At 65.7% G+C, this 24,428-nt stretch carries 20 protein-coding genes; 16 read left to right on the top strand and 4 right to left on the bottom strand.

What is annotated here, in order from left to right; translation table 11 throughout:
* Positions 1-385: 385 nt before the first annotated feature.
* The 7 genes from ppk2 to HCZ97_RS18570 all read left to right on the top strand — a co-directional run bounded on the left by ppk2 (position 386) and on the right by HCZ97_RS18570 (position 8,893).
* Positions 386-1,303 (top strand): polyphosphate kinase 2, encoded by a 918-nt coding sequence (gene ppk2 / locus HCZ97_RS18600; RefSeq protein ID WP_167690615.1) that lies wholly within the window; start codon positions 386-388, stop codon positions 1,301-1,303.
* A gap of 207 nt (positions 1,304-1,510) precedes the next feature.
* Positions 1,511-1,951: a TerB family tellurite resistance protein gene (locus HCZ97_RS18595; RefSeq protein ID WP_167690614.1), complete on the top strand. Its 441-nt coding sequence runs from the start codon at positions 1,511-1,513 to the stop codon at positions 1,949-1,951.
* A 513-nt stretch (positions 1,952-2,464) separates the two neighbouring features.
* A complete protein-coding gene (locus HCZ97_RS18590; protein WP_167690613.1) occupies positions 2,465-3,781 on the top strand; it encodes a glutamine synthetase family protein in 1,317 nt (438 codons plus the stop codon).
* Positions 3,782-4,010: 229 nt separating this feature from the next.
* Positions 4,011-4,691 (top strand): type 1 glutamine amidotransferase, encoded by a 681-nt coding sequence (locus HCZ97_RS18585; RefSeq protein WP_167690612.1) that lies wholly within the window; start codon positions 4,011-4,013, stop codon positions 4,689-4,691.
* On the top strand, positions 4,688-6,049 hold the full coding sequence (locus HCZ97_RS18580) for a glutamine synthetase family protein (RefSeq protein ID WP_167690611.1): 1,362 nt from the start codon (positions 4,688-4,690) through the stop codon (positions 6,047-6,049). Before HCZ97_RS18585 ends, HCZ97_RS18580 begins: the two co-directional genes overlap by 4 nt.
* Before the next feature lie 178 nt (positions 6,050-6,227).
* On the top strand, positions 6,228-7,529 hold the full coding sequence (locus HCZ97_RS18575) for an FAD-binding oxidoreductase (protein WP_167690610.1): 1,302 nt from the start codon (positions 6,228-6,230) through the stop codon (positions 7,527-7,529).
* Between the two features lie 149 nt (positions 7,530-7,678).
* Positions 7,679-8,893, top strand: coding sequence for a DegT/DnrJ/EryC1/StrS aminotransferase family protein (locus HCZ97_RS18570; RefSeq protein ID WP_167690609.1), 1,215 nt, complete (start codon positions 7,679-7,681; stop codon positions 8,891-8,893).
* Positions 8,894-9,285: 392 nt separating this feature from the next.
* Here HCZ97_RS18570 and truA read toward each other — a convergent pair whose 3' ends face one another.
* Complete coding sequence (gene truA, locus HCZ97_RS18565) at positions 9,286-10,053, bottom strand: tRNA pseudouridine(38-40) synthase TruA (RefSeq protein WP_167690608.1); 768 nt, start codon at positions 10,051-10,053, stop codon at positions 9,286-9,288.
* 116 nt (positions 10,054-10,169) lie between these two features.
* Between truA and HCZ97_RS18560 the strand changes: the two genes are divergently transcribed.
* The 4 genes from HCZ97_RS18560 to ileS all read left to right on the top strand — a co-directional run bounded on the left by HCZ97_RS18560 (position 10,170) and on the right by ileS (position 16,345).
* The gene (locus tag HCZ97_RS18560; protein WP_167690622.1) at positions 10,170-11,576 is read left to right on the top strand and encodes a YcjX family protein; all 1,407 of its coding nucleotides are present in this window, start codon (positions 10,170-10,172) and stop codon (positions 11,574-11,576) included.
* Entirely contained in the window at positions 11,573-12,040 is a 468-nt protein-coding gene (locus tag HCZ97_RS18555; RefSeq protein ID WP_167690607.1) for a GNAT family N-acetyltransferase, read from the top strand. The genes HCZ97_RS18560 and HCZ97_RS18555 overlap by 4 nt, the downstream gene beginning before the upstream one ends.
* Positions 12,037-13,074, top strand: coding sequence for a YcjF family protein (locus tag HCZ97_RS18550; RefSeq protein WP_167690606.1), 1,038 nt, complete (start codon positions 12,037-12,039; stop codon positions 13,072-13,074). Before HCZ97_RS18555 ends, HCZ97_RS18550 begins: the two co-directional genes overlap by 4 nt.
* Before the next feature lie 250 nt (positions 13,075-13,324).
* Positions 13,325-16,345 carry an isoleucine--tRNA ligase gene (gene ileS, locus HCZ97_RS18545; RefSeq protein WP_167690605.1) on the top strand — a complete coding sequence of 1,007 codons (3,021 nt, stop codon included), beginning with the start codon at positions 13,325-13,327 and terminating at the stop codon, positions 16,343-16,345.
* Positions 16,346-16,532: 187 nt separating this feature from the next.
* Here the strand turns inward: ileS and HCZ97_RS18540 are convergent, their stop codons facing one another.
* Complete coding sequence (locus HCZ97_RS18540) at positions 16,533-16,964, bottom strand: hypothetical protein (RefSeq protein WP_167690604.1); 432 nt, start codon at positions 16,962-16,964, stop codon at positions 16,533-16,535.
* Between the two features lie 230 nt (positions 16,965-17,194).
* Here HCZ97_RS18540 and HCZ97_RS18535 point away from each other — a divergent pair, with 230 nt between their 5' ends.
* Positions 17,195-17,650, top strand: coding sequence for a methylated-DNA--[protein]-cysteine S-methyltransferase (locus tag HCZ97_RS18535; protein WP_167690603.1), 456 nt, complete (start codon positions 17,195-17,197; stop codon positions 17,648-17,650).
* Between the two features lie 69 nt (positions 17,651-17,719).
* Here HCZ97_RS18535 and phaZ read toward each other — a convergent pair whose 3' ends face one another.
* Complete coding sequence (phaZ, locus tag HCZ97_RS18530; RefSeq protein ID WP_167690602.1) at positions 17,720-19,042, bottom strand: polyhydroxyalkanoate depolymerase; 1,323 nt, start codon at positions 19,040-19,042, stop codon at positions 17,720-17,722.
* 130 nt (positions 19,043-19,172) lie between these two features.
* On the opposite strand from phaZ, the gene HCZ97_RS18525 reads away from it, so the two are divergent.
* From HCZ97_RS18525 to HCZ97_RS18510, 4 genes are all read left to right on the top strand, one after another.
* A complete protein-coding gene (locus HCZ97_RS18525) occupies positions 19,173-20,981 on the top strand; it encodes an alpha/beta hydrolase (RefSeq protein WP_167690601.1) in 1,809 nt (602 codons plus the stop codon).
* Between the two features lie 224 nt (positions 20,982-21,205).
* The gene (locus HCZ97_RS18520; RefSeq protein ID WP_167690600.1) at positions 21,206-21,646 is read left to right on the top strand and encodes a phasin family protein; all 441 of its coding nucleotides are present in this window, start codon (positions 21,206-21,208) and stop codon (positions 21,644-21,646) included.
* A gap of 299 nt (positions 21,647-21,945) precedes the next feature.
* Entirely contained in the window at positions 21,946-22,515 is a 570-nt protein-coding gene (gene phaR, locus HCZ97_RS18515; RefSeq protein WP_167690599.1) for a polyhydroxyalkanoate synthesis repressor PhaR, read from the top strand.
* Positions 22,516-22,522: 7 nt separating this feature from the next.
* Complete coding sequence (locus tag HCZ97_RS18510; protein WP_167690598.1) at positions 22,523-23,503, top strand: LysR family transcriptional regulator; 981 nt, start codon at positions 22,523-22,525, stop codon at positions 23,501-23,503.
* Between the two features lie 110 nt (positions 23,504-23,613).
* On the opposite strand, the gene HCZ97_RS18505 is transcribed toward HCZ97_RS18510, so the two are convergent.
* The coding region (locus tag HCZ97_RS18505) for an ABC transporter substrate-binding protein (RefSeq protein ID WP_167690597.1) at positions 23,614-24,428 on the bottom strand (815 nt) is incomplete at its 5' end.

Below are 24,428 nucleotides of genomic sequence, written 5' to 3'. Positions count from 1 at the left end.
CTCGCCCCGTTAACCACGGCAAACACCGACGGAAATACCGACGTATTACCGACGCAATACCGACGCGATACAGACGTCGCCCAACGGCCCCAGCCCCCTTGTTAACAAGACCAACCCGGCGATTCGCCCCGCCCGGGCACGCCCTCCTTGCGCGCGGCCCCGCAAGACGGCGTTAACCGCCGGGGACAGTGGGCGGGGCGAGGTCCCCGGCACGGGGGCCAGCGCCGCCCCCGTCTGCTGTCTGCAATCGCGCGAAGCCCCCTTGGCAGTCTGCGCAAAACTGTCACAATCGCCTGTCATAAGGGCCGCGTTCCAAGTGATGGCCCCTGGCGCCCCGCCAGCGGGTCAAGACCCGTGCGTTCCGCAAATCCCGAAAGGAAGCTACATGTCCGCAGACGATCTCTCCCATTCCGATGACTGGCTGGAAGCCGAGCTGCGCGACGAGCTTGACGAGGATTACGAGATCGAGCTGGAAGATGCCGTCCTGTCGATGAAGATCCGCGAGATCTACAACAAGGCCCATGGCCCCTCGATCCCGCGCCCGGAATATTTCCGCTCCCTGCTGCACTTGCAGGCCGAACTGATCAAGCTGCAGGACTGGGTGGTGCATCACCGCCAGAAGGTCGTGGTGATCTTTGAAGGCCGTGACAGCGCCGGCAAGGGCGGGGTGATCAAGCGCCTGACCCAGCGCCTCAATCCCCGCGTGGTGCGCACCGTGGCCCTGCCCGCGCCCTCGGATCGTGAAAAGACGCAATGGTACTTCCAGCGCTATGTGCCGCACCTGCCCGCCGGGGGAGAGATCGTTCTGTTCGACCGCTCCTGGTACAACCGCGCCGGGGTCGAGCGGGTCATGGGCTTTGCCGATGAGAACCAGGTGCAACAGTTCTTCGACGACGTGCCGGAATTCGAGCGGATGCTGGTGCGCTCCGGTATCCGGCTGGTGAAATACTGGTTCTCCGTGACGGACGAGGAACAGCAGATGCGCTTCCTGATGCGCATCCACGATCCGCTGAAGCAATGGAAGCTTTCTCCGATGGACCTGCAAAGCCGTGTCCGCTGGGAGCAATATACCAAGGCCAAGGAAGAGATGCTGGCGCGCACCAACATTCCCGAAGCCCCCTGGTACATCGTGCCCGCCAATGACAAGAAACGCGCCCGTCTGAACTGCATCGACCACCTGCTGTCCCTCATGCCCTACGAGGATGTCCCCCAGGAAGAGGTCACCCTGCCGGACAGGGTCTACAACCGCGATTACGAACGCTCGGTCCTGCCACCGGAGCTTTACGTTCCCTCGAAATACTGAGCCTTTCCAGGCCGCCGTGGGTCTTCCTGGCGTCTCGGGTCCGGGGGCTCTGCCCCCGTCTCGCTTGCGCGAGCCTCCCCCGGAGGTTTTCGGCAAGAAGAAGACGCAAGGCCGCGCGCGCCTGAAGGACCCGGCGCGCGCGGCGTTGACGAAGTCTTTACCTTTTTGCGGATTGGCGGGCGGGAAAATCCCTGTCTATATGGTGGCATGATCTCGGAATTTCTCAGCCGCCTCACGGCCCCGCGCCCCGAACCGCTCACCGATGGCGATGCCCGCCTGGCCCTTGCCGCGCTGCTTGTGCGCGTGGCCCAATCCGATGGTGTCTATGAAACCGCCGAACGCGAGACCATCGCGCGGATCCTGACGACTCGCTACGACCTGGACGCCACTGCGTGCGAAGCACTGATGCAGAGCGCGGAAAAGCTGGAGCGCGAGGCCCCCGATACGGTGCGCTTCACCCGGGCGATCAAGGATACCGTGGCCTACGAGGATCGGCTGGCCGTGGTGACCGCGCTGTGGAAAGTGGCGCTGGCCGATGGTGAGCGCGAGGCCGAGGAAGACGCGCTGCTGCGGGTCGTGGTGAGCCTGCTAGGCATCTCGGACCCCGATAGCGCCCGTGCCAGGCACCAGGCGCAAGGCACCGCCTGACGGCGCTGAGGGCCTCCTGTCCCATGTGGTCTCTGCCCGGGCCGTCGCCGCGGGAGAGGTGCGGGCCACGCCCCCGATCCGCGCCGCGCCTTGCGCTGCACGGCTGGACATTTCCCCGGCAGAGCGCTCCCTGATCGGCGTCCGGCGCCTGCTAAGGATCCCCGGCGCCGCCTATTTCGCCCAAGCCCTGCCGCCTGCCCCACCGGAAAGCGGCCCAGCGCGCGAATTTCCGCAGGAAGGGCTTGCCTACCGCCGCCGGGGCTGAGAACATGGCGGCATCAGAAAATTTGATCATGTTTTGCAAGATCCCCCTCCAGGCGTCCGCGCGGCGCCCTTACCCTGCCTTGGCAGGCGTCCCGGTCCCGGCCCGCATCCACAGCGCGCCCCGGCTTCGGAAGGCCTATCTTTGCCCGGATACCCCTGCATTCAAGCGGCTTTGCCCGCGTCCTCCCTGGGCCTGAGGTCCCCTGACCCAAGCCCCACCCCAATGCAGAGACCCGAATTGAGCAAGACATGCAATTTGATCATTTTCGCACCTTCCGCGTGGCCGCCAGCGATCTGAACGGCCAGATGCGCGGCAAGCGCGTGCCCCGCGCCTCCTATGACAAGCTGGACGAAGAAGGCTCCCGGATGCCGCTTTCCGTCCTCAACGTCGACATCTGGGGCGCCGATATCGAGGACAGCCCCCTGGTCTTCGCCTCTGGCGATGAGGATGGCGTGCTGAAACCCACCGAGCATGGCCCGGTGCCCATGCCCTGGCTCGACAGCCCCTCCGCGATGGTGCCGATGTGGATGTTCCACGATGACGGCACCCCCTTTGCCGGCGACCCGCGCCATGCGCTGCGCCGGGTGCTGGACCGCTACGCCGCTCGCGGCTGGACGGTGCAGGCCGCCGTGGAGATGGAATTCTACCTGGTCGATGACACCGGCCACCAGCTGTCTGCCCCGCAGAACCCGATCTCCGGGCGGCCCGTCTTCGGCAATGCGATCCTCTCGATCCGCCAGCTGGATGCTTTCGACAGCTTCCTGACCGACCTCTACGAAGCCTGCGATGCCATGGACATCCCGGCGGATTCGGCCAGTTCCGAAGCCGGCCTCGGCCAGTTCGAGATCAACCTGGCCCACCGCGATGCCATGGCGGCTGCCGATGACGCCTGGCTCTTCAAGGCGCTGGTGCGCGGCATGGCACGGCGTCACGACATGGCCGCCACCTTCATGGCCAAGCCCTTTGAAAACGATGCCGGCAACGGGATGCATGTGCATTTCTCCGTGCTGGACGAAAACGGCAACAACATCTTCGACGATGGCGGCGCAAGGGGCACGGACCTGCTGCGCAATGCGGTCGCCGGCTGCCTGGCGGGCATGCCCGGGGGCACGTTGCTCTGGGCCCCGCATGAGAATTCCTATGCCCGTTTCGCCCCCGGGGCACATGCGCCCACCGGCGCCTGCTGGGCCTATGAAAACCGCACCGCGGCCATCCGCATCCCCTCGGGTCCGCCCAAGGCGCGGCGCATCGAACATCGCGTGGCCTGCGGCGACATCAACCCCTACCTCGTTCTGGCCGGCATCCTAGGCTCTGCCCTGGCCGGCATCGAAGACGGGCTGGAGCCGCCCGCCCCGATCACCGGCAGCGCCTATGACCTGGATCTGCCCCGCCTGATGCCGGACTGGGAAAGCGCCGTGGATCGCTTCGAAACCGATCCCATCATGGCCCGCATCTTCACGCCGGAGCTCATCACCAACTTCACGATGACCAAGCGCCAGGAAATCCGGCGGCTGGCGGACCTGCCCCCCGAAGAACATTGGATGGTCTACCTGGAAACGGTCTGATCCCCGTGCAAACCCTGCGCCCATTCCCTGCAAATCCCCTTCTTCTTGCCGGAAAACTCCCGCCGGAGGCCGCGCGCCGCTGGCGGCAGGCGGTCGGTCAGGCCCCTGGCGCAAGGGTTTGCAAAGCCACTCCTTCAGGGGTTTGCAAAGCTGCGGCTTCGCGCCTTTCGCTCCCCCTTGCTCCCCTCTCCTCGCTCCTCTACCCTCGCGGCACAACAATCGGTGTTTCATGAAAATCGGCATCCTGCAGACCGGCCACGCGCCGGACGACATGCGCGAAACCCTCGGCGATTACCCGGCCCAGTTCGCCCGGCTTCTTGATGGCCATGGCTTCAGCTTCGAAACCTACGCGGTGGTCGATGACCAATTCCCGGACGGTCCCCTGGACTGCGACGGCTGGCTCATCACCGGCTCGCGCCACGGCGCTTACGAGGACCTGCCCTGGATCGCCCGCCTCGAAGACCTGATCCGTGCGATCCGCGATGCGGGCCGCCCGCTGGTGGGCGTCTGCTTCGGGCACCAGATCATCGCCCAGGCCCTTGGCGGCAAGGTCGAGAAATTCCCGGGCGGCTGGGCCGTGGGCTCCACCCGCTATGACGGGGAAACCGGGTCCGCCACGCTCAACGCCTGGCACCAGGACCAGGTGACGCGCCCGCCGGAGGGCGCGCGCAAGGTCTCCTCCTCGCCCTTCTGCGAATGTGCGGCCCTGCAATACGGCAACCAGATCTACACGGTCCAGGCCCACCCCGAGTTCACCGCCCAGGCCATCGCCTCTCTGCTGGCCACCCGTGCGCCGGGGGTCGTGCCGCCCGATCTCATCGCCGCGGCCCAGGACACCGTCGACACCCCCACAACTTCCCAGGCCGAGGCCGACCGCATGGCCGCGCTCTTCAAAGGCACCCTTTCATGACTGACGACTGGACCACCCGGATCCCGCAATCCGCCCAGGATTACCTGGAGAACCGCCGCCTGGACGAGGTGGAATGCATCATCGCGGACCTGCCCGGCATCGCCCGCGGCAAGGCCGTGCCGGCGACCAAGTTCGCCCGCCAGGATTACTTCCACCTGCCCAACTCGATCTTCTTCCAGACCATCACGGGCGACTGGTCCGACGCGGCCGGGGATGAAGGCTTCATCGAACCGGACATGATCCTGAAGCCCGATTTCAGCACCGCCACCGCCGCCCCCTGGACCGGCGACTGGACGCTGCAGGTGATCCATGACGCCTATGACCGCAAGGACCGCCCGATCCCCTTCAGCCCGCGCAACGTGCTCAAGCGCGTCTGCAAGCTTTACGAGGAACAGGGCTGGAAACCCGTGGTCGCGCCGGAGATGGAATTCTACCTGGTCGCGCGCAACGTCGACCCGGCCAAGCCGATCGAACCGATGATGGGCCGCTCGGGCCGCCCCGCCGCCGCCCGCCAGGCCTATTCCATGACGGCCGTGGATGAATTCGGCCCCGTGATCGACGACATCTACGACTTTGCCGAGGCCCAGGGCTTCGAGATCGACGGCATCACCCAGGAAGGCGGCGCCGGCCAGCTTGAAATCAACCTGCGCCACGGCGATCCGGTCAAGCTCGCGGACGAGGTCTTCTACTTCAAGCGCCTGATCCGCGAAGCCGCCCTGCGCCACGATTGCTTTGCCACCTTCATGGCCAAGCCGATCGAGGGCGAACCGGGCAGCGCCATGCACATCCACCACTCGGTGCTGGACCTGGACACCGGCAAGAACATCTTCACCGGCCCCCAGGGCGGCGAAACGGACGCCTTCTTCTACTTCATCGGCGGGCTGCAACAGCACCTGCCCGAATGCATTCCGCTGCTGGCGCCCTATGTGAACTCCTACCGCCGCTACGTGAAGGACCACGCCGCCCCGATCAACCTGGAATGGGGCCGGGACAACCGCACCACCGGCATCCGCGTCCCGATCTCCTCGCCCGAGGCCCGGCGCGTGGAAAACCGCGTCGCCGGCATGGACTGCAACCCCTACCTCGGCATCGCGGCCTCTCTCGCGGCGGGCTACCTGGGGTTGATGCGCGAGGAACGCGCCGACAAGCAGTTCCGCGGCGATGCCTATGAAGGGGACGGCGATTTCCCCCGCACCCTGGGCGAGGCGCTGAACCAGATGGACGAGGCTACCGCCCTGGCAGAGGTGCTGGGCCCGGAATTCCTGCGCGTCTATTCCATCGTGAAACGCACCGAGTATGACGAGTTCCTCTCCGTCATCTCTCCCTGGGAACGCGAGCACCTGCTGCTGAACGCATGACCCCCGCAGCCGGCGCCACGCGCGTGCCCCCCATCGAGGGGGACAACGCCCGTCGTCGGCTGCGCCTCCCGCGCCTGGCGGAGAGGCCGCGCCCAGTCTGCGCCGCGCATCGTCCCGGCGGCAGCCTGCCGCCTCAAGGCCCCGCCCTGTGTCCCCAAGCCGATCAGCCGAGACAGACATGAAACTCCTTTACGCCAATGACGCCCCCCGCGCCTATCCCTCCAGCTGGTACGCTGCCACGGCCACCCCGCTGCCCCCCTTCCCGGAGCTGGACGGCGAAGCGCGGGCCGATCTCTGCGTGATCGGCGGCGGCTTCACGGGGCTGTCGGCGGCGCTGCACGCGGCGCAACAGGGGCTCAAGGTGGTGCTGCTGGACGCGCAGCGCATCGGTTTCGGCGCCTCCGGGCGCAACGGCGGCCAGCTCGGCTCCGGCCAGCGACCCTACCAGGACGACCTGGAAAGCTGGCTTGGTCAGGAGGACGCCACGAAGCTCTGGCAGCTGGCGGAAGACGCCAAGGACCTTGTGCGCAACCTGGTCGAAAAGCACGATATCGACTGCGACCTCAAACCCGGCGTCGCCTGGACCGGCTGCTCTGCCTCTGACATGCGCCACCTGCACGACTATGCCGGGCACCTGTCCAGCCGCTACGGCTATGACAAGATCGACGTGCTCTCGCCCGAGGCCGCCCATGCGATCTGCCCTTCTCCGGCCTATCACGGCGGCATCCTGGATCACGGCGCCGGCCACCTGCATCCGCTGAACTTCGCCCTGGGGCTGGCCCGCGCCGCCGTGGCCGCCGGCGTCACCATCCACGAGGGGACAGAGGCGCTGTCCCTCGCGCCCGGCCAGCCGGCGGTGGTCACCACCCCCAAGGGGCGCGTCACCGCCGATTACGTGATCCTGGCCGGCAACGGCTACCTGACCGGCCTGCACCACGAACCGGCCCGCCGGGTGCTGCCGATCAACAACTTCATCGCCGTGACCGAACCGCTGGAAGACCCCGACAGCGTGCTGACCCAGGACATCGCCGTGGCCGATAGCAAGTTCGTCGTGAACTACTTCCGCCTGACCCCGGACAAGCGGCTGCTTTTCGGGGGCGGCGAAAGCTACGGCTACCGCTTCCCCGACGATATCGCGGCAAAGGTGCGCAAGCCGATGACCCAGATCTATCCGCACCTGAAGGACGTGCGGATCGACTACGCCTGGGGCGGCACGCTTGGCATCACGATGAAACGCGCGCCCCACGTGGCGCGGCTGGCGCCCAACGTGCTGAGCGCCGGGGGCTATTCCGGCCACGGCGTGGGCACGGCCACCCATGCGGGCGAGCTGATGGCGCTGGCCATCACCGGCGATGCCGCGGGCTTTGACACCATGGCACGCATGCCCACCCCGCCCTTCCCGGGCGGAACCGCCCTGCGGATGCCGCTGCTGGCCCTGGCGATGACCTGGTTCTCCCTGCGCGACCGGCTGGGCATCTGACCCGCCCGGCTGCGCGCCCCCCTCCCTGACGAAAAAACCGACCGGCCGCCCCCCGCGGCCGCTCCCCGCCTGTCACCCAATTTTCATTTGGCCTTGCCGGCGCAATACGTTAGCTTTCCCGAAAAGACCTTTCAGGAAAGCCGAAGATCATGACCCTGCCGCCGAATGTCTATGACGCAGAGCCCATTCCCGAATCCGCCCGGGCAGAGATCGAGCGGCTGCTGCAAACCGGCGACCTCTTCCGTTACACCGCGCCCGAAGACGCGCCGGTCACCCTGCTTGAAACCGAATTCGCTGAGATGATGGGCACGCGCTACGCCCTGGCGGTCTCTTCCTGCTCTGCCGCGCTCTTCCTGTCGCTGAAGGCGCTGGACCTGCCCCGCGATGCCAAGGTGCTGCTGCCCGGCTTCACCTTCGCCGCCGTGCCCTCTGCCGTGGTCCACGCCGATTGCCGGCCCGTGCTTTGCGAAGTGGGCGAGAATTACCGCATCGATATCGCCGATTTCGAATCCCGCCTGGACGACGTGCAGGCGGTGATCATCTCCCACATGCGCGGCCATACCTCGGACATGGACCGGATCATGGCGCTCTGCGATCAGCGCGGCATCCCCGTGGTCGAAGACGCGGCCCATAGCCTGGGCACCACCTGGCGCGGGCGCAACATCGGCACGATCGGGCAGATCGGCTGCTTCTCCTTCCAAAGCTACAAGCTGGTCAATGCCGGCGAAGGCGGGATCCTGATCACCGATGACGCGGACCTGGTCGCCCGCGCGATCATCATGTCCGGCGCCTATGAACACATGTGGAAGAAGCACAAGGCCCGGCGCGGAGAGAACTCTGACGACCTGGTGCAGGCCCTGCAGCGCTGGCAGAACCAGCTGCCGCTCTACAACCTGCGGCTCTCCAACATGTCGGCCACGATCATCCGCGCCCAGCTGCCGGAAATCCCCCGCCGCGTGCGCGACGGTCGGCGCAATCACGATCACACCGCCGCCCGGATCGAGGAAAGCCCCTGGCTGACCGTCCCCGCGAAACTGCCCCAGGAAGAGCGCGCGCCGGATTCGCTGCAATTCAACCTAGTGGGCCTGAGCGACGAGAACACCCTGGCCTTCCAGGCCGCCGCCGCCCGCCTCGGGGTCAAGGTGCAGGTCTTCGGCATGTCCACCGACAACGCTCGCGCCTTCTGGAACTGGCAGTTCATCCCGGACCTGCCAGAACTGCCCGCGACCCGCGCCATGCTGATGCGTGCCTGCGATTGCCGCCTGCCCGCGCGCCTGACCACCAGCGAATGCGACGTCGTGGCCGATGCCCTCATCGCCGCCGCGCAAGAGGTCATGGGCGACACCCGCGCCTACGGCACCTGACCCGCGCCCCAGACAAGCAAGCGCCCTTCCCCGCGCGGACAGGGCGTTTGCTGCGCGGGCACCGCGCGCTCCCTTAACCACGTCAGATACCGACGTTCGCACCGACGTCATACCGACGCGATACCGACGTAAAACAGACGCGCCTAGATGCAGCCTTTGCCCTCATTAACCAAGCACTTGCCGCCGATTCGCCCCCTGAGGTCCCCAATACCCCCGCGCGGTCCCGCAAGACGTGCTTAACCCGTCCGCCCAAAGGCCGATCTCGCGCTTTCTGTCAGGGCAGTGCAGGCCTCCGGCGGGAGTTTTTCGGCAAGAAGAAAACGCCACGCCGGTGCTTCTTCTTGCCAGCAAACTCCGGGGGAATCCCCGCAGGGGATGGGGGCAGCGCCCCTTCAGGCGAAGGGATCTTCCGGGTAGCCGACGCCTGCCAGGTAAAGCCCTTCGGGCGGGCAGACCGGCCCGCAGGCCGCGCGGTCCCGCGCTTCAATCGCCGCGCCGACCCGCTCGGGCGGCCAGGCGCCGGCGCCCACGCGCTCCAGCGTTCCGACGATGGAGCGGACCTGGTTGTGCAGGAAGCTGCGGGCGCGCAGGTGGAAATGCAGTTCCGGGCCGCCGGGGGTCGCGACCTCTTCGATGCGGATCTCGTCCAGGGTCTTCACCGGGCTCTTCGCCTGGCAGATCGTGCTACGGAAAGTGGTGAAATCATGCAGGCCGATCAGCGACTTGGCCGCTTCGCGCATGGGGGCGATGTCCAGCTCCTGCTTGACCTGCCAGACCAGCCCGGCCTGGTGCGTGGCCGGTGGCCTGCGCATCAGGAGCCGGAAGAGGTAACGGCGCTCCAGGGCCGAGAACCGGGCATGCCAGTCCTCATCGACCTGCGCGGCGGCGACCACCGCCACCGGCGCGGGCTTGAGGTGGAAATTCAGCGCCTCTGACAGGCGGAAAGGATCCCAGGGCTTTTGCAGATCGCAATGGGCGACCTGCCCCAGCCCGTGCACCCCGGCATCCGTGCGCCCGGCCGCCGCGATCGTATGCGGGCCCGGTTCCAGCTTGGCCAGGGCAGCTTCGATCGCCCCCTGGACAGAGGGCTGATCTGCCTGCCTTTGCCAACCGGCAAAGGGGGCGCCGTGATATTCGATCTGCATCGCGAACCTGGGCATGGGCTGCATCTACGGAATCCCCCGCCCTGCGGCAAGCCTGAGAACTTGGAAACCCGGCGCAGCACCTCTATCTATGAACTCAACCCCTCCGAGCGGAAGCGGAACCCCTTTTGGATCTGAGACTTACCAACCTGGCAGATGGCGTCACCCGGCAGCTTGAGAGCGTGGGCGACAGCCTGTCCGAAACCTTCTTCGAGCCGGTGATCCGGCTGGGCGTCACAGGCATGGCGCGGGCCGGCAAGACGGTGTTCATCACCTCGCTGGTCTCCAACCTTCTGAACCGGGCCCGCATGACGCAGCTGGCGGCGCAGGCCGAAGGGCGGATCCTGGCCGCCTACCTGCAACCCCAGCCCGACGACACGCTGCCCCGGTTCGAATACGAAAGCCACCTGGGGGCGCTCACCGGCCCTGCGCCCCATTGGCCGGCAAGCACGCGCTCCATCTCCGAACTGCGGCTGTCGTTCCGCATCCGCCCCTCTGGCCTGCTGGGCGGTGTGACCGGGCCGCGCACCGTGCATCTTGATATCGTGGATTACCCCGGCGAATGGCTGCTTGACCTGGGCCTGATGGAGAAGAGCTACGCCGAGTGGTCGCAAGAGGTGCTGTCGCGCGCCGAAAGCCGCCCGCTTTCCCGGGACTTCATGGCCTGCGCGCGCGCCGCACCCGATGGCGATTGGGAGGAACCTCAGGCCCAGACCCTTGCGAGGCTCTACACGGAGTACCTGCAGGGCGCGCGCCAGGCGGGCTATTCCGATGTCACGCCGGGGCGCTTCCTGCTGCCCGGTGACCTGGAGGGATCCCCGGTCCTGACCTTTGCCCCCCTGCCACCGCAGGCCAGCCCTGCGCGCCGGGGTCTCTACCGCGAGATGGAGCGCCGCTACGAGGCTTACAAGGCCCGGGTGGTAAAGCCCTTTTTCCGCGACCACTTCGCCCGGATCGACCGCCAGGTCGTGCTGGTGGATGCGCTCAGCGCCATCCATTCCGGGCCTGCTGCCGTGGCCGATCTGAACCAGGGGCTTGAGGCCGTGCTCAGCGCCTTCCGCCCCGGCCAGAACGCCTGGCTGTCGCGGCTCCTGCTGGGCAAGCGGGTCGAAAAGATCCTCTTTGCCGCGACCAAGGCGGACCACCTGCACCATGCCCAGCACGGCCGGCTGACGGCGATCATGGAGGCGCTGGTGACCTCGGCCGCCTCTCGCGCGAACTTTGCCGGAGCGCGCACCCAGGCGCTGTCGATCGCCGCCCTGCGCTGCACCACCGAAGAGATCCTGCGCCACGACGGGCGCGCGCTGGAGGCCGTGCGTGGCCTGCTGCCCGATGGCCGCCAGGTGGCGCTTTACCCCGGTGAACTGCCCGAGGATCCGGCGCGGATCACCCGCGGCCACCTGGCCGGCGACAGCTGGCTGGATGGCGATTACTCGATCATGAACTTCGCCCCCGCACGGCTCTCTCTCAAGCCCGGCGAAGGGCCGCCCCATATCCGCCTGGACCGCGCCGCCCAGTTCCTGATCGGGGACAAGCTGTGAGCGCGGAACCGGAAATCCTCCAGGCGCGCCTGCGCGATACCCTGCCCCTGGCGCGCATCCTGTGGGATTTCACCGGGCAGGCGGACTGGCTGCCCCCGGCGCGGGGCAAGATCCAGGACATGACCCTGATCGCCCGCCTGATCAAGCGCGGCGCGGTGCGGCTGATCCGCGATGCCAAGGGCCCCTGCGCCTTCATCGCCCGGGACGACACCGTGATCCAGGCGCTTTACGTCCATTCCCGCGCCCGCCGCCACGGCCATGGCCGCCGCCTGCTGCGGGATGCCAAGGCGCGGGCGCCCAGCCTGTCGCTCTGGACCTACGAGGCCGCCCATATCGCCCGCCATTTCTATGCTTGCGAAGGGTTCACCCCCGCCGCCTGGGGCGATGGACGGGGCAACGACGAACATCTGCCGGAGCTGCTGCTGCTCTGGACAGCCCCCAGCCGCCAGACGGAGGCCGCATGAACGACACACCGGGCAATGGCCCCGACAAAGCTCCCCGCTCAGGCCCCGTCCTGATCGACATGGAGGGCCCCGCCCCCTCGCCCGACAGCGCGCCGCCGGTGCCCGAGGATCACCCCGCGACCCGGGGCAGCGCCATGCAGACCGCCGCGCTGCTCACCGCGCGCCGGGGCTCGCGGCTTGCACGGTGGTTCTGGGGGCTGCTGGGGGCGCTGCTGACCGTGGCCATCTCCACCGCCGCCTGGACCTTTGTCACCGGGCTGATCCTGTCCACACCCGTGCTGGGCTATGCGGTCGCCGCCCTGCTGGCAGCCTTCCTGCTGGTGCTCCTGGCCATCCTGATCAAGGAAGCCACGGCCTTCGCCCGGCTTGCCCGGATCGACCGGCTGCAACTGCAGGCGACGGAAGCCCTGGCAGAGGCCGATCTGCCCAAGGCCCGCGCCATGGCCAAATCCCTCGGCGCGCTCTACGCGGGGCGCGCCGAACTCAAGTGGCAGATGGAGACCTTCCGCAGCCGGCAGGACGAGCAGTTCGATGCCTCGGCCCTTCTCTCCCTTGCCGAAACGGAGCTTCTGTCGCCCCTCGACCGCGCCGCGCGAAGAGAGGTCGAAGCCGCCGCCCGCCAGGTCGCCACCGTCACCGCGCTGGTGCCGCTGGCCTTTGCCGATGTGCTTGCCGCGCTGACCTCCAACATCCGCATGATCCGCCGCATCGCAGAGATCTACGGCGGGCGTTCGGGCACGCTGGGCAGCCTGCGCCTGCTGCGGGCGGTGATGACCCACCTTGTCGCCACCGGCGCCGTCGCCATGGGCGATGACATGCTGAGCTCGATCCTGGGCGGCAACCTTCTGGCGCGCCTGTCCCGCCGCTTCGGCGAAGGGGTGGTGAACGGGGCGCTCACGGCCCGCGTCGGCGTCGCCGCGATGGAAGTCTGCCGGCCCATCCCCTTCTCTCCGGCGCGCCGCCCGCGCGTGACGCGGATCATCCAGTCCTCCCTCTCCGGCCTGTTCAGCAAGGGGGATGAGGCAGAGAAGTAGCGGACAAGGGCGCGGCGCGCGCGCCTGCGCCCCAAACGCGCCGGCACCCCGCGGACAGAGCCGTGCCAACACCGCCTCTGGACGCTGGCAAGGCGGCAGCGTATAAGCGCGGCCATGATGACCAGAGCCAACGCCATCATCATTCGAATTACATGCCCGGCGCTCTGAGACCGAGCTGCCGGGACAAGGCGTATGTGACTGCGCGCCGCCCCTCCTCCGACATTGTGACGAATTGAACGGACCGCGATACATGTGCGCCGAAACGCCTGACTACAAGCAAACCCTGAACCTGCCCAAGACCGATTTCCCCATGCGCGCTGGCCTGCCCAAGCGCGAGCCTGGCTGGCTGGAACGGTGGGAAAACATCGGCATCTACGACCGCCTGCGCGAGAAAGAGGGGCGCACGCCCTTCACGCTGCACGATGGCCCCCCCTATGCGAACGGTCACCTGCACATCGGCCACGCGCTGAACAAGACGATCAAGGACATGATCGTGCGCTCGCACCAGATGATGGGCCATGACGCGCGCTACGTGCCCGGCTGGGACTGCCACGGCCTGCCCATCGAATGGAAGATCGAGGAACAGTACCGCGCCAAGGGCAAGAACAAGGACGAGGTGAACGTCGTCGACTTCCGCCAGGAATGCCGCAAGTTCGCCGAAGGCTGGGTCGACATCCAGCGGGACGAGTTCAAGCGCATGGGGATCACCGGCAACTGGGCCGATCCCTACCTCACGATGAACTTCCACGCAGAACGCGTCATCGCAGAGGAATTCATGAAATTCCTCATGAACGGCACGCTCTACCAGGGTTCCAAGCCCGTGATGTGGTCCCCGGTCGAGGAAACCGCCCTGGCCGAGGCCGAGGTGGAATACCACGACAAGGAAAGCCCGACGATCTGGGTGAAGTTCAAGGTCACCGATTTCGCCCCCGGCGCGACCGAAAGCTCTGACGAGGAAGAAAGCGCCGAATCCCGCCAGGCCGTGGTGGAGGCCGTCGAGGCCGCGCGCGCCAAGTTCATGGGCGCCTACGTGGTGATCTGGACCACCACCCCCTGGACCATGCCCTCCAACAAGGCTGTCGTCTTCGGGGCCGATTTCTCCTACGGGCTCTACGAGGTCACCGACACGCCAGAGGAATGCTGGGCCAGCGTCGGCGATCGCTTCCTGCTGGCGGACAAGCTGGCCAAGGACGTCTTCAGCCGCGCCCGCCTGGAAGAGGGCATGTACCGCCGCGTCAGCGACGTGACCGCGGACCAGCTTGCCGCCATGTCCCTCAGCCACCCGCTTGCCGGGGCCGAGGGCGCGAACGGCGAATGGGATGACGCCCGCGATTTCCGCGCCGCCGATTTCGTCACCGACGACGAAGGCACCGGCTTCGTGCATTGCGCCCCCTCCCACGGGATGGAGGAATACGAGCTCTACCGTGGCCTTGGCATGCTGGAACAGGTCATCACCTATAACGTGATGGATGACGGCTCCTTCCGCGAAACCCTGCCCTTCTTCGGCGGCAAGCGCATCCTGCGCGCCAAGCCCAAGAACGGCAGCTGGGAAGGCGATGCCAACGCCGCCGTGATCGCCAAGCTGACAGAGGTCGGCGGCCTGCTGGCGCGCGGCAAGATCAAGCACTCCTACCCGCATTCCTGGCGTTCCAAGGCGCCGGTGATCTTCCGCAACACGCCGCAGTGGTTCGCCGCCATCGACCGCAAGGTGGGTGACGGTCAGGACACCTACGGTGAAACGATCCGCGAACGCGCGCTGACCTCCATCGACGAGCTGGTGAAGTTCACCCCGCAAACCGGCCGCAACCGCCTGCACTCCATGATGCAGTCGCGCCCCGACTGGGTCCTGTCGCGCCAGCGCGCCTGGGGCGTGCCGCTGACCTGCTTCGTCAAGAAGGGTGCCCTGCCCACCGATGCGGACTTCCTGCTGCGCGACGCGGCCGTCAACGCCCGCATCACCGAGGCCTTCGAGGCCGAGGGCGCGGATGCCTGGTACATGGACGGCGCCAAGGAACGCTTCATCGGGGATGCCGCCAACCCGGACGATTATGAACAGGTCTTCGACGTGCTCGACGTCTGGTTCGATAGCGGCTCCACCCATGCCTTCGTGCTGCGCGACCGTGCCGACGGGTCGGAAGACGGCATCGCGGATGTCTACATGGAGGGCACCGACCAGCACCGTGGCTGGTTCCACTCCTCCCTGCTTGAGGCCTGCGGCACCCTGGGCCGCGCGCCCTATCGCAACGTGGTCACCCATGGCTTCACGCTGGACGAGAAGGGCAACAAGATGTCCAAATCGCTCGGCAACACGATCCTGCCGGAGAAGGTGATCCAGCAATACGGCGCGGATATCCTGCGTCTCTGGGTGGCCCAGGCGGATTACACCGCCGACCAGCGCATCGGGGACACGATCCTGAAGGGCGTGGCAGACAGCTACCGCCGCCTGCGCAACACCCTGCGCTTCATCCTGGGCAGTCTTGGCGACTTTCGCGAAGAAGACCGCATGGCACCAGAGGCCATGCCGGAGCTGGAACAATGGGTCCTGCATCGCCTGTCCGAGCTGGACAAGGTCGTGAACGACGGCTACCGCGCCTACGATTTCCAGGGCGTCTTCCAGGCCGTGTTCAACTTCGCCACGGTGGAGCTGTCCTCCTTCTACTTCGATGTCCGCAAGGATGCGCTCTACTGCGACGGGGACACGGACCGCGCCAAGGCGGCCCGCACCGTGCTGGACCTGCTCTTCCACCGGCTGACCACCTGGCTTGCGCCGGTTCTGGTCTTCACCATGGAAGAAGTCTGGCTGGAGCGCTTCCCCGGCGATGACAGCTCGATCCACCTGCAGGACTTCCCGGCCACCCCGGACAGCTGGGCCAACCCGGAGCTGGCGGCGAAATGGGCCATGGTGCGCCAGGCCCGTCGCGTCGTTACCGCCGCGCTGGAACTGCAACGGGCGGAAAAGGTCATCGGCGCCTCGCTCGAAGCCGCGCCGGTCGTGCATATCGAGGATCCGGAGATGCTGGCGGCGCTCAAGTCCGTCGCATTCGAGGATATCTGCATCACCTCCGGCCTGTCGCTGACCGCCGACCCGGCCCCGCAAGAGGCCTTCCGCCTGCCGGAGATCCCCGGCGTCAGCGTGGTCTTCGAAAAGGCCGAGGGTGAGAAATGCCAGCGCTGCTGGAAGATCCTGCCGGACGTGGGCACCCATGCCCATGACGGGGTCTGCGGGCGCTGCGACACCGCCCTGACAGAGGCAGAAGCCCTCTCGTCCTGAGGCATCTGCCCCCTTGCCCCCTGCCGCACCGGCGCGGGGAAAGGGGCGAAAGCTGAAACGCAAGAACCCCCGTTGGCCATGACCGGCGGGGGTTTTCTTGTATCGCGCTCAGGCGTGCAGGACGCGCCGCGCCCGCGCGAGGGATCGAGGAAAGCTCAGTCCCGGGATGACACCGCTGCCAGGGCGGTCAGTTCACCGTGCTCTGCTGCGCACCGTTCATCACGGAAGAGATCTGCTGTACCAGCACGTAAAGCCGCGCCGTGGTGCCCGCCTTCACCCCGGTCTGGGCGGCCTGGGCCAGAAGCCCCTGGAACAGGCTCATCGGGTCCACCCGGGACGGCTGGCTGATCGTGAAGGCCGACATCGCCTCACCGTGGCTGACCCGCAGGGCAAGGGGGTGCGCCGCGCCGTCCTCCTCCGTGCTGAAGACCACCAGTGGCCGCCGCTCCGGAAAGGGCAGCGGTTGCAGGCCGGATCGCTCCAGCTCATCAGGGGCCTGCACGGGGGGCATATCCCCGGACGGGTCGTGCAAGGCTGTCTGGACAGCCTCCTTGTTCACCGGGACAGCCCGCATCTCTGTCGGGGTCACGGGTCGGGCAGCAAGAAGTAGGTCGGTCATCTGGCACGCTCCATCCGATGTCTTCATCTGTTAATAGGAACTAGGCGCCGTTTCAGTCTTGGTCACGAGTCTTACCGCCATCTTAAATGGTGATGCGATTCCGTGTCAGATGGGGGGGGTCCGCGGGGATCGGCCCGCGACAGCCGGGCCGCGATCTGGCATGAAAGATGTCAAGAAACCAACACCATGCCGCTGCAACGGCGCGGGATTACAGCACCGGAACCGGAAAGATGCCGACAATTCGCCATGACACGCCCACCGGCCCGCTCTGGCTGAGCGAAGAGGACGGCGCCCTGACCGGCACCTCCTGGCGCGCGCGGCCCGAAACCGGCACCACCGCCCTGCTGGCAGAGGCCACCGCGCAGCTTGACGCCTATTTCGCCGCAGAGCGCCAGGACTTCGACCTGCCCCTGCGGGTTCAGGCCAGCGCGCTGACCACCTGCGTCTGCACCTTGATGCGCGCCATCCCCTTCGGGCAGACGCGCACCTACGGTGATCTGGCGAAAGAGCTGGGCGTGCCCGCACAGGCCGTGGGACAGGCCTGTGGCGCCAACCCCATCCCCATCATCATTCCCTGCCACCGCGTGCTGGGCGCCAATAGCCTGGGCGGCTTTTCCGGCGAAGGCGGGGTGGAGACGAAAGTGCAGCTGCTGCGGCTGGAAGGCGCGGCCTCCCTGCTGATCTGAACCGCAACGCTGCCCCAAACGCGAAAGGCCCCCGCGATGCAGGGGCCCTTGCAAGAGAATAGGACGGGATCAGGAGTTCACGGCGCTCAGCGCCGGTTTGCCCTTGTCCTTCGCGGGGCGCGCGGCCTTGGCCTTGGGCGTCTGGGCATCCGGCTCCGCATCGCCAGCATTCTGGTCGATGAACTCCAGCACCAGCGGGCGGATGTTGTTGCGCCAGGAAGAGCCGGCGAAGATGCCGTAATGGCCCGCCCCCGGTTCCAGGTGGCTGGCCTTCTTGTCATCCGACAGGCCCGTCAGCAGGTCCAGCGCGGCCACGCATTGGCCCGGCGCAGAGATATCGTCATTCGCGCCTTCCACGGTCTTCACGGCCACGTCGGTGATCTTGCCGATATCAACCTGGTGCCCGTTGATGGTGAAGGTATTGGAGGCGATCTCGGAGTCCTTGAAGATCCGCTCGACCGTGGACAGGTAGAATTCTGCCGTCATGTCCATCACCGCCAAGTATTCATCATAGAAGCGGTTGTGCGGATCGCTATCGGACGCCTCGCCGCGCGCCACCCGGAAGATCTGCTCCGAAAAGGCCTTGGCATGGCGGTCCAGGTTCATGGTGATGAAGCTCTGCAATTGCAGCAGGCCCGGGTAGACCTTGCGCCCGTAGCCCTTGTACTTGGTGCCCACGCGCTGGATCATCGAATGCTCCAGCTGCCCCATGGAGACCCGGTTGCCGAAGTCCGTCACCTCAGTCGGGGTCGCGTCAGGGTCGATCGGCCCGCCGATCAGGGTCAGCGTGCTGGGCTGCGCATCGGGATCGATCTCTGCCAGGTAGGCGGTCGCGGCCAGCACCAGCGGCGCGGGCTGGCAGACCGCGATGACATTCACGTCCGCTCCCAGTTCTTTCATGAAATCGACGACATAGAGGGTATAATCCTCGATATCGAACTTGCCTTCGCTGACCGGGATATCACGGGCATTGTGCCAATCCGTGATATAAACCTCGCAATCGGGCAGCAGCGAAATCACCGTGGACCTCAGGAGGGTCGCGTAATGCCCCGACATGGGCGCCACCAGAAGCACCTTGCGCTTCTTCGTCGCACGGCCCTGGACCTCGAAATGGATCAGGTCGCCGAAAGGACGCTCGATCACCTTCTCGATAGAGACCAGGTGATCGCGTCCGTCGTCACAGGCGACCGAGTGGATTCCCCAACCCGGCTTGGTCACCATCCGCTTGTAGGCGCGTTCCGTCACCTCGCCCCAGGCGGACATGATCGTCAACGCCGGGTTCGGGATCAGTGCAAAGGCAGGATAAGAAGCAAAGCTCAGCGCAGATGCACCCATCCACTGCTGCGTGTTGCGCATCGTCTCCATAAGATCGTAGCTTCCAGTGAAACGCATCTGTGTCTCCTTGATGGGGATCCCCGCCCCGGATCGGGTCAAAACCCGACCGGACGGAGCCGCCGCATGAAGCGACCGGGGACCGGCACGCAATATGCTGCAAAGCAGAAAGTAGGGGGGAATCATTGATATGACAACACAAGAGACTGAAGGAAAGCTGCCTGAAGACGGCAAGAACCTAGAAAAACTTAGCGAAAACCTTGAGAAGCTCGATGCGCTGACACAGCGTTTTCTTGCTGCACTACAGCAACGTCACCCCGCGCGCCCCTCTTTGCAGGGTCCCGATCCAACGCTTTTCACCAAGGCGGCCACCGCCTACTGGGCGGAAATGATGCAGAACCCGGCGCGAATCTTCGAACACCAGCTGGAATACTGGGGCGCCTCCGTGCAGCATTTCCTCAAGGCACAAAGCGCCCTGGCCGAAGGCAAGATCCAGGCGCCAGAGGACGACGGCCCGGAAGATCCCCGCTTCCGCAATGCGCTCTGGAAGACCCACCCCTATTTCAACTTCATCAAGCAGCAGTACCAGCTGAACGCCCGCGCGATCACCAATGCGGTCGAGGATTCAGAGGACCTGAGTTCGGTCGAAAAGACGCGCCTGCGCTACTTTTCCCAGCAGATCGTCGACATGATGGCCCCCACCAACTTCCTGGCCACCAATCCCGATGCCCTGGAACGCGCGATCGAGACCGATGGCGAAAGCCTGGTCACCGGCCTTGAGAACCTGGTCACGGACCTGGAACACAACCACGGTGAGATGATCGTGCGGCTGGCCGATGACAGCGCCTTCGAACTGGGCAGCAACATCGCCACCTCCGAAGGCCAGGTCGTCTATCGCAACCACATGATGGAGCTGATCCAATATGCGCCGCGCACCGAACAGGTCCATGCGACGCCGCTGCTGATCTTCCCGCCCTGGATAAACAAGTTCTACATCCTCGACCTGAAAGAGAAGAACTCGCTCATCCGCTGGATCACCGAGCAGGGCTTTACGCTCTTCGTGGTCTCCTGGGTGAACCCCGATGCCTCCTATGCCGATATCGGGCTTGAGGATTACATAGAGGACGGCTTCCTGACCGCGATCCGCGAGGTGAAGGAAATCACCGGGCAGGACCAGGTCAACGCCGTGGGCTATTGCATCGGCGGCACCGCGCTGCACCTGACGCTGGCGCTGATGAAGAAGCGCGGCGATACCTCGGTGAAATCCGCCAGCTTCTTTACCACGCTGACCGATTTCTCCGACCAGGGCGATTTCACGCCCTTCCTGCAGGATGATTTCGTCGACGGGATCGAGGAAGAAGCGAAAGAGACCGGGATCCTGCGCAGTCACATCATGGCGCGCACCTTCTCCTTCCTGCGGGCCAATGACCTGATCTACCAGCCCGCCATACGCTCCTACATGCTGGGGGAATCCCCGCCGGCCTTCGACCTGCTGTTCTGGAACGGCGACGGCACCAACCTGCCCGCCCGCATGGCGGTCCAGTACCTGCGCAACCTCTGCCAGAAGAACAAGTTCGTCACCGAAGGGCTGGAGCTGTTCGGCGAGCGCCTGCATATCTCTGACGTGACCGTGCCCATCTGCTCGATCACGTGTGAGACGGACCACATCGCCGCCTGGCGCACCGCCTATCGCGGTTTCCTGAAGACCGGCTCGCAGGATCGCAGCTTCATCGTCTCCCAGTCGGGCCATATCGCGGGGATCGTGAACCCGCCGTCCAAGAAGAAATACGGCCACTTCGTGAACGAGGCCCTGCCCGACACCCCCGACGAATGGTGGGAGGGGGCAGAGTTCACCGCCGGCACCTGGTGGCCCCGCTGGGGCGCTTGGCTGGCCGAAAGATCAGGAGAGTTGGTGCCCGCCCGCCAGCCCGGCGATGCCACCCACCCGGCACTGTGCCCCGCGCCGGGCACCTATGCCGCCGCGCCCCTGCCCGCCTGATCACCCGCGATTATCAAGGCGTTTCGGGCAGTTGATGGATCGGTCGGAAATGGCCGGTCCATCCGCCCCACATCCCCCGGTTGAGTTGCCCTTGGGAAAGTTTTTTGCTGCGGTGCAGAAAAAACCTTGATTTGCTGCACCGCAGCATACATACTCATGGCAGACGAAGAATCAGACTTTGCCCTGCTGAGGCGGGGCTACCGAAGCCAGAAGAGGATGGACCAATGGCCAAGACCCAAGATTTCAATTCGATCATGAAAGACTTCATGAGCGCCTTCCCCGTGGACACCTCCTCCATGGACGAAGCTTTCAAGACTCAGGCCGACCTGGGTGAAAAGCTCTCTTCCGTGGCTCTGGACGCTGCCGGCAAATCCGCAGAGCTTTCCTCCAAGTGGACCAAGGAAACGCTCGGCAAGATGGCCGAACTCTCCAAGGCCAAGTCCGAGCCGGCCGACTACGCCAAGGCAATGACCGACTTCGCCTCTGCCTATGCAGAGATGTCCGCAGAGAACCTGGCCTCCTTCGCCGAGATCGCCAAGAAAGTGCAGACCGACACGGTCGAGCTGATGATGGCAGCCGGCAAGGACATGACCGAAGAGGCCTCCGCCGCGGTCAAGAAAGCCACCAACGACGCCACGGCGGCTGCCAAGAAGGCAACCAGCTGAAGCTGACGCTATTTCAGCGCCCCAATTATTCCTCCCCAAAGTCTTCGGGGCGCGATCAGCAGGGACGGGTCTTCGGACCCGTCCTATTTCGTTTGGGGGATCTCTTTTCAGATAAGGCCCCGGCCTTTCCCGCCTAGCCCCGCGCTTTTCCCTACGGTCGCGGATGGCAACGCTGCGGCTGCACGTGGACAAAGTTCGTGACAGGGCAATGTTTTACAAACCGTTTTACAAAACTTCCAATTTGGGAAACTGTGCCTTAGGCTGCACTGCAGCGCTGCATGTTCGGGAGGTAAAGACCTGTGGCTGATACTCACGCCCCATTGCTCATCAAACGCTATGCGTCCCGTCGGCTCTATAATACCGAGACCAGCGATTACGTGACCCTCGAAGATATCGCGGGCTTCATCCGCGAAGGCCGCGAAGTCCAGATCGTGGACCTCAAGTCCGGCGACGACCTGACGCGGCAGTATCTTCTGCAAATCATCGCGGAACACGAAAGCCGGGGCGAGAACGTCCTGCCGCTGAATGTTCTGACCGATCTCGTGCGCTCCTACACCTCTGCCACCGGCTCCGTGGTGCCCCAGTTCCTGGCGGCCTCCTTCGAGATGCTGCGCGACGGGCAGTCGAAGATGATGGAGAACATGAAGACCGTGAATCCGATCATGGCCGGCATGCCCGGTTTCGACACCATGCAGGCGCAGCAGGAAGCCTTCATCAAGGCGATGACAGGCGGCTTTTCCGGCAACTGGAGCGGCCCCGGCGCCGAAGGTGGCGCCCCCGGCACCCCGTCCTCGTCCGAAAAGGATGACCTGGATACCATCAAGAAGCAGCTCGCCGAGCTTCAGCAGAAACTGAACAAGCTGAGCTGACGGTGCAATGACCGGCAGCCCCGGACGGATCACCCTCTGGGGGATCGAGGTTTTCGTCGCCACCGCCCATGAACGCTCCATCACGGCGGCGGCACGACGGCTCGGGGCCAGCCCCTCTGCCGTGTCCCAGCAGTTGACCAACCTTGAGACCGCGCTTGAGGCAGAGCTGCTGGACCGCTCTGCCCGCCCCATGACCCTGACCCGCGCCGGAGAGGCCTTTCGCAGGCGCGCGGAATCCATCCTGAACGAGGCCGCGCAGGCCCGCGCCGAACTGGCGCTGGCGGATGGTCCCGCCCTGACCCGCCTGCGCCTGGGCGTGATCGAGGATTTCGAGGCGGACGTAACCCCGCGCCTCTTGTCGCGCATGGCCGGCCTGCTGACCGATTGCCGCTTCCTGCTGGAAACCGGGGCCAGCCATTCCCTGCATGACCAGCTGGATGCCCAGGCGCTTGATATCGTCGTGGCCGCAGAGATGGGCGAAGCCCCCGCCTGGGCAGAGACCCACCCGATCCTGACCGAAGGCTTTGTGGTCGCCACCCGGCGTGGCACGGTGGATCCCGCGCGGGACCTTCTGGCGCAGCTCAAGACCATGCCGATGATCCAGTACACCACGCGCCATTACATGGGCCGGCTGATCGCCACCCACCTGGCCCAGCAGAACCTGAAGCTGGATCACCGCTTCGAACTGGACAGCTACCACGCGATCCTGGCCATGGTGCATGGCGGCGCGGGCTGGACCATCCTGCCGCCGCTCGCGCTGCTGCGGGCCCGGCCCCTGCTCAACCGGCTTGATACCTATGCCCTGCCCTTCCCGCCGCTGACCCGGCGCATCACCCTGACCGCCCGCAAGGGCCTGCTGGAGGACGTGCCGGCGCGCCTGGCCGCAGAGCTGCGCGGCCTGCTGCAAGAGATCACCACAGCCGTGGATACAGACGATTACCCCTGGCTGCCCTCCACCGTGCAGATCGCCGAAGGTGGCGCCGCCTGACCGTCAGGAGGCTGGCGCAGGCAGCCCGCCCCATAGCACCGCATAAGCCGCACAAAAGAAAAGGCCGGGATGCGCTCCCGGCCTTTTCCTGTTCGTTCCTGCGGGTCGGATCAGTCCAGCGCGGCGTCCGAGATCTCCAGCGTGTAGGCGCCTTCCGGCTCCTCGGTGATCGCGGGATTGTCGGGGGACACGGCAGACAGCAGCGTGGCCACGGTCTGGTCGTAATCCGCCGGATCCAGCGCCCCGTTGGAGCCTGCGGTCAGCTTGGCGACCTCACCCATCATGTATTCCTGGTGCTCCAGGGACTGGGCGCCGGTCTCGTCGAATTCCAGCACGATCTCGGCGGCTTCGGCAGGGTTTTCCTCGGCGTATTTCCAGCCCTTCATCGAGGCCGCGACGAATTTCTCCATCGAGGCGACGAACTCCGGATCCTCCAGCTTGTCTTCCATGACGTACAGGCCGTCTTCCAGCATCCCGAAGCCCATTTCGAGATAGTTGAAGTTCACCAGCTCGTCTTCAGAGATCCCCGCATCCAGCACCTGGCCGTATTCGTTGTAGGTCATGGTGGAGATGCAGTCGGCCTGGCCCTGGATCAGCGGATCGGCAGAGAAGGCCTGCTTGATCACGTTGACGCCACCTTCGGAGCCATCGGTCGCAAGACCAAGAGAGGCCATCCAGGCGTAGAAGGGATATTCGTTGCCGTAGAACCAGACACCCAGCGTCTTGCCCGGGAAATCTTCCGGCGTCTCGATGCCAGAGGACTTCAGGCAGGTCAGTTGCAGACCGCCGGTCTTGAACGGCTGGGCGATGTTCACAAGGCCCACGCCCCGTTCCCGCGCGGCCAGGGCGGCGGCCATCCAGGTGGTGATAACATCGGCGCCACCGGCGGCGATGACCTGTTCGGGCGCGATGTCGGGGCCACCGG

The organism is Pseudooceanicola sp. HF7 (assembly GCF_011806405.1).
GTDB lineage: Bacteria > Pseudomonadota > Alphaproteobacteria > Rhodobacterales > Rhodobacteraceae > Pseudooceanicola.
The sequence above is the reverse complement of the archived record's forward strand: the minus strand, read 5'-3'. Positions and strand labels throughout refer to the sequence as shown.

What these genes read in the sequence shown, in the direction of transcription:
- HCZ97_RS18550 (WP_167690606.1), top strand. Translation starts at nt 12,037, where the DNA reads ATGAACGACACACCGGGCAATGGCCCCGACAAAGCTCCCCGCTCAGGC.
- HCZ97_RS18580 (WP_167690611.1), top strand. Translation starts at nt 4,688, where the DNA reads ATGACTGACGACTGGACCACCCGGATCCCGCAATCCGCCCAGGATTAC.
- HCZ97_RS18570 (WP_167690609.1), top strand. Translation starts at nt 7,679, where the DNA reads ATGACCCTGCCGCCGAATGTCTATGACGCAGAGCCCATTCCCGAATCC.
- HCZ97_RS18510 (WP_167690598.1), top strand. Translation starts at nt 22,523, where the DNA reads ATGACCGGCAGCCCCGGACGGATCACCCTCTGGGGGATCGAGGTTTTC.
- ppk2 (WP_167690615.1), top strand. Translation starts at nt 386, where the DNA reads ATGTCCGCAGACGATCTCTCCCATTCCGATGACTGGCTGGAAGCCGAG.
- truA (WP_167690608.1), bottom strand. Translation starts at nt 10,053, where the DNA reads ATGCCCAGGTTCGCGATGCAGATCGAATATCACGGCGCCCCCTTTGCC.
- phaZ (WP_167690602.1), bottom strand. Translation starts at nt 19,042, where the DNA reads ATGCGTTTCACTGGAAGCTACGATCTTATGGAGACGATGCGCAACACG.
- HCZ97_RS18535 (WP_167690603.1), top strand. Translation starts at nt 17,195, where the DNA reads ATGCCGACAATTCGCCATGACACGCCCACCGGCCCGCTCTGGCTGAGC.
- HCZ97_RS18540 (WP_167690604.1), bottom strand. Translation starts at nt 16,964, where the DNA reads ATGACCGACCTACTTCTTGCTGCCCGACCCGTGACCCCGACAGAGATG.
- HCZ97_RS18575 (WP_167690610.1), top strand. Translation starts at nt 6,228, where the DNA reads ATGAAACTCCTTTACGCCAATGACGCCCCCCGCGCCTATCCCTCCAGC.
- HCZ97_RS18525 (WP_167690601.1), top strand. Translation starts at nt 19,173, where the DNA reads ATGACAACACAAGAGACTGAAGGAAAGCTGCCTGAAGACGGCAAGAAC.
- HCZ97_RS18595 (WP_167690614.1), top strand. Translation starts at nt 1,511, where the DNA reads ATGATCTCGGAATTTCTCAGCCGCCTCACGGCCCCGCGCCCCGAACCG.
- ileS (WP_167690605.1), top strand. Translation starts at nt 13,325, where the DNA reads ATGTGCGCCGAAACGCCTGACTACAAGCAAACCCTGAACCTGCCCAAG.
- HCZ97_RS18520 (WP_167690600.1), top strand. Translation starts at nt 21,206, where the DNA reads ATGGCCAAGACCCAAGATTTCAATTCGATCATGAAAGACTTCATGAGC.
- HCZ97_RS18585 (WP_167690612.1), top strand. Translation starts at nt 4,011, where the DNA reads ATGAAAATCGGCATCCTGCAGACCGGCCACGCGCCGGACGACATGCGC.
- HCZ97_RS18590 (WP_167690613.1), top strand. Translation starts at nt 2,465, where the DNA reads ATGCAATTTGATCATTTTCGCACCTTCCGCGTGGCCGCCAGCGATCTG.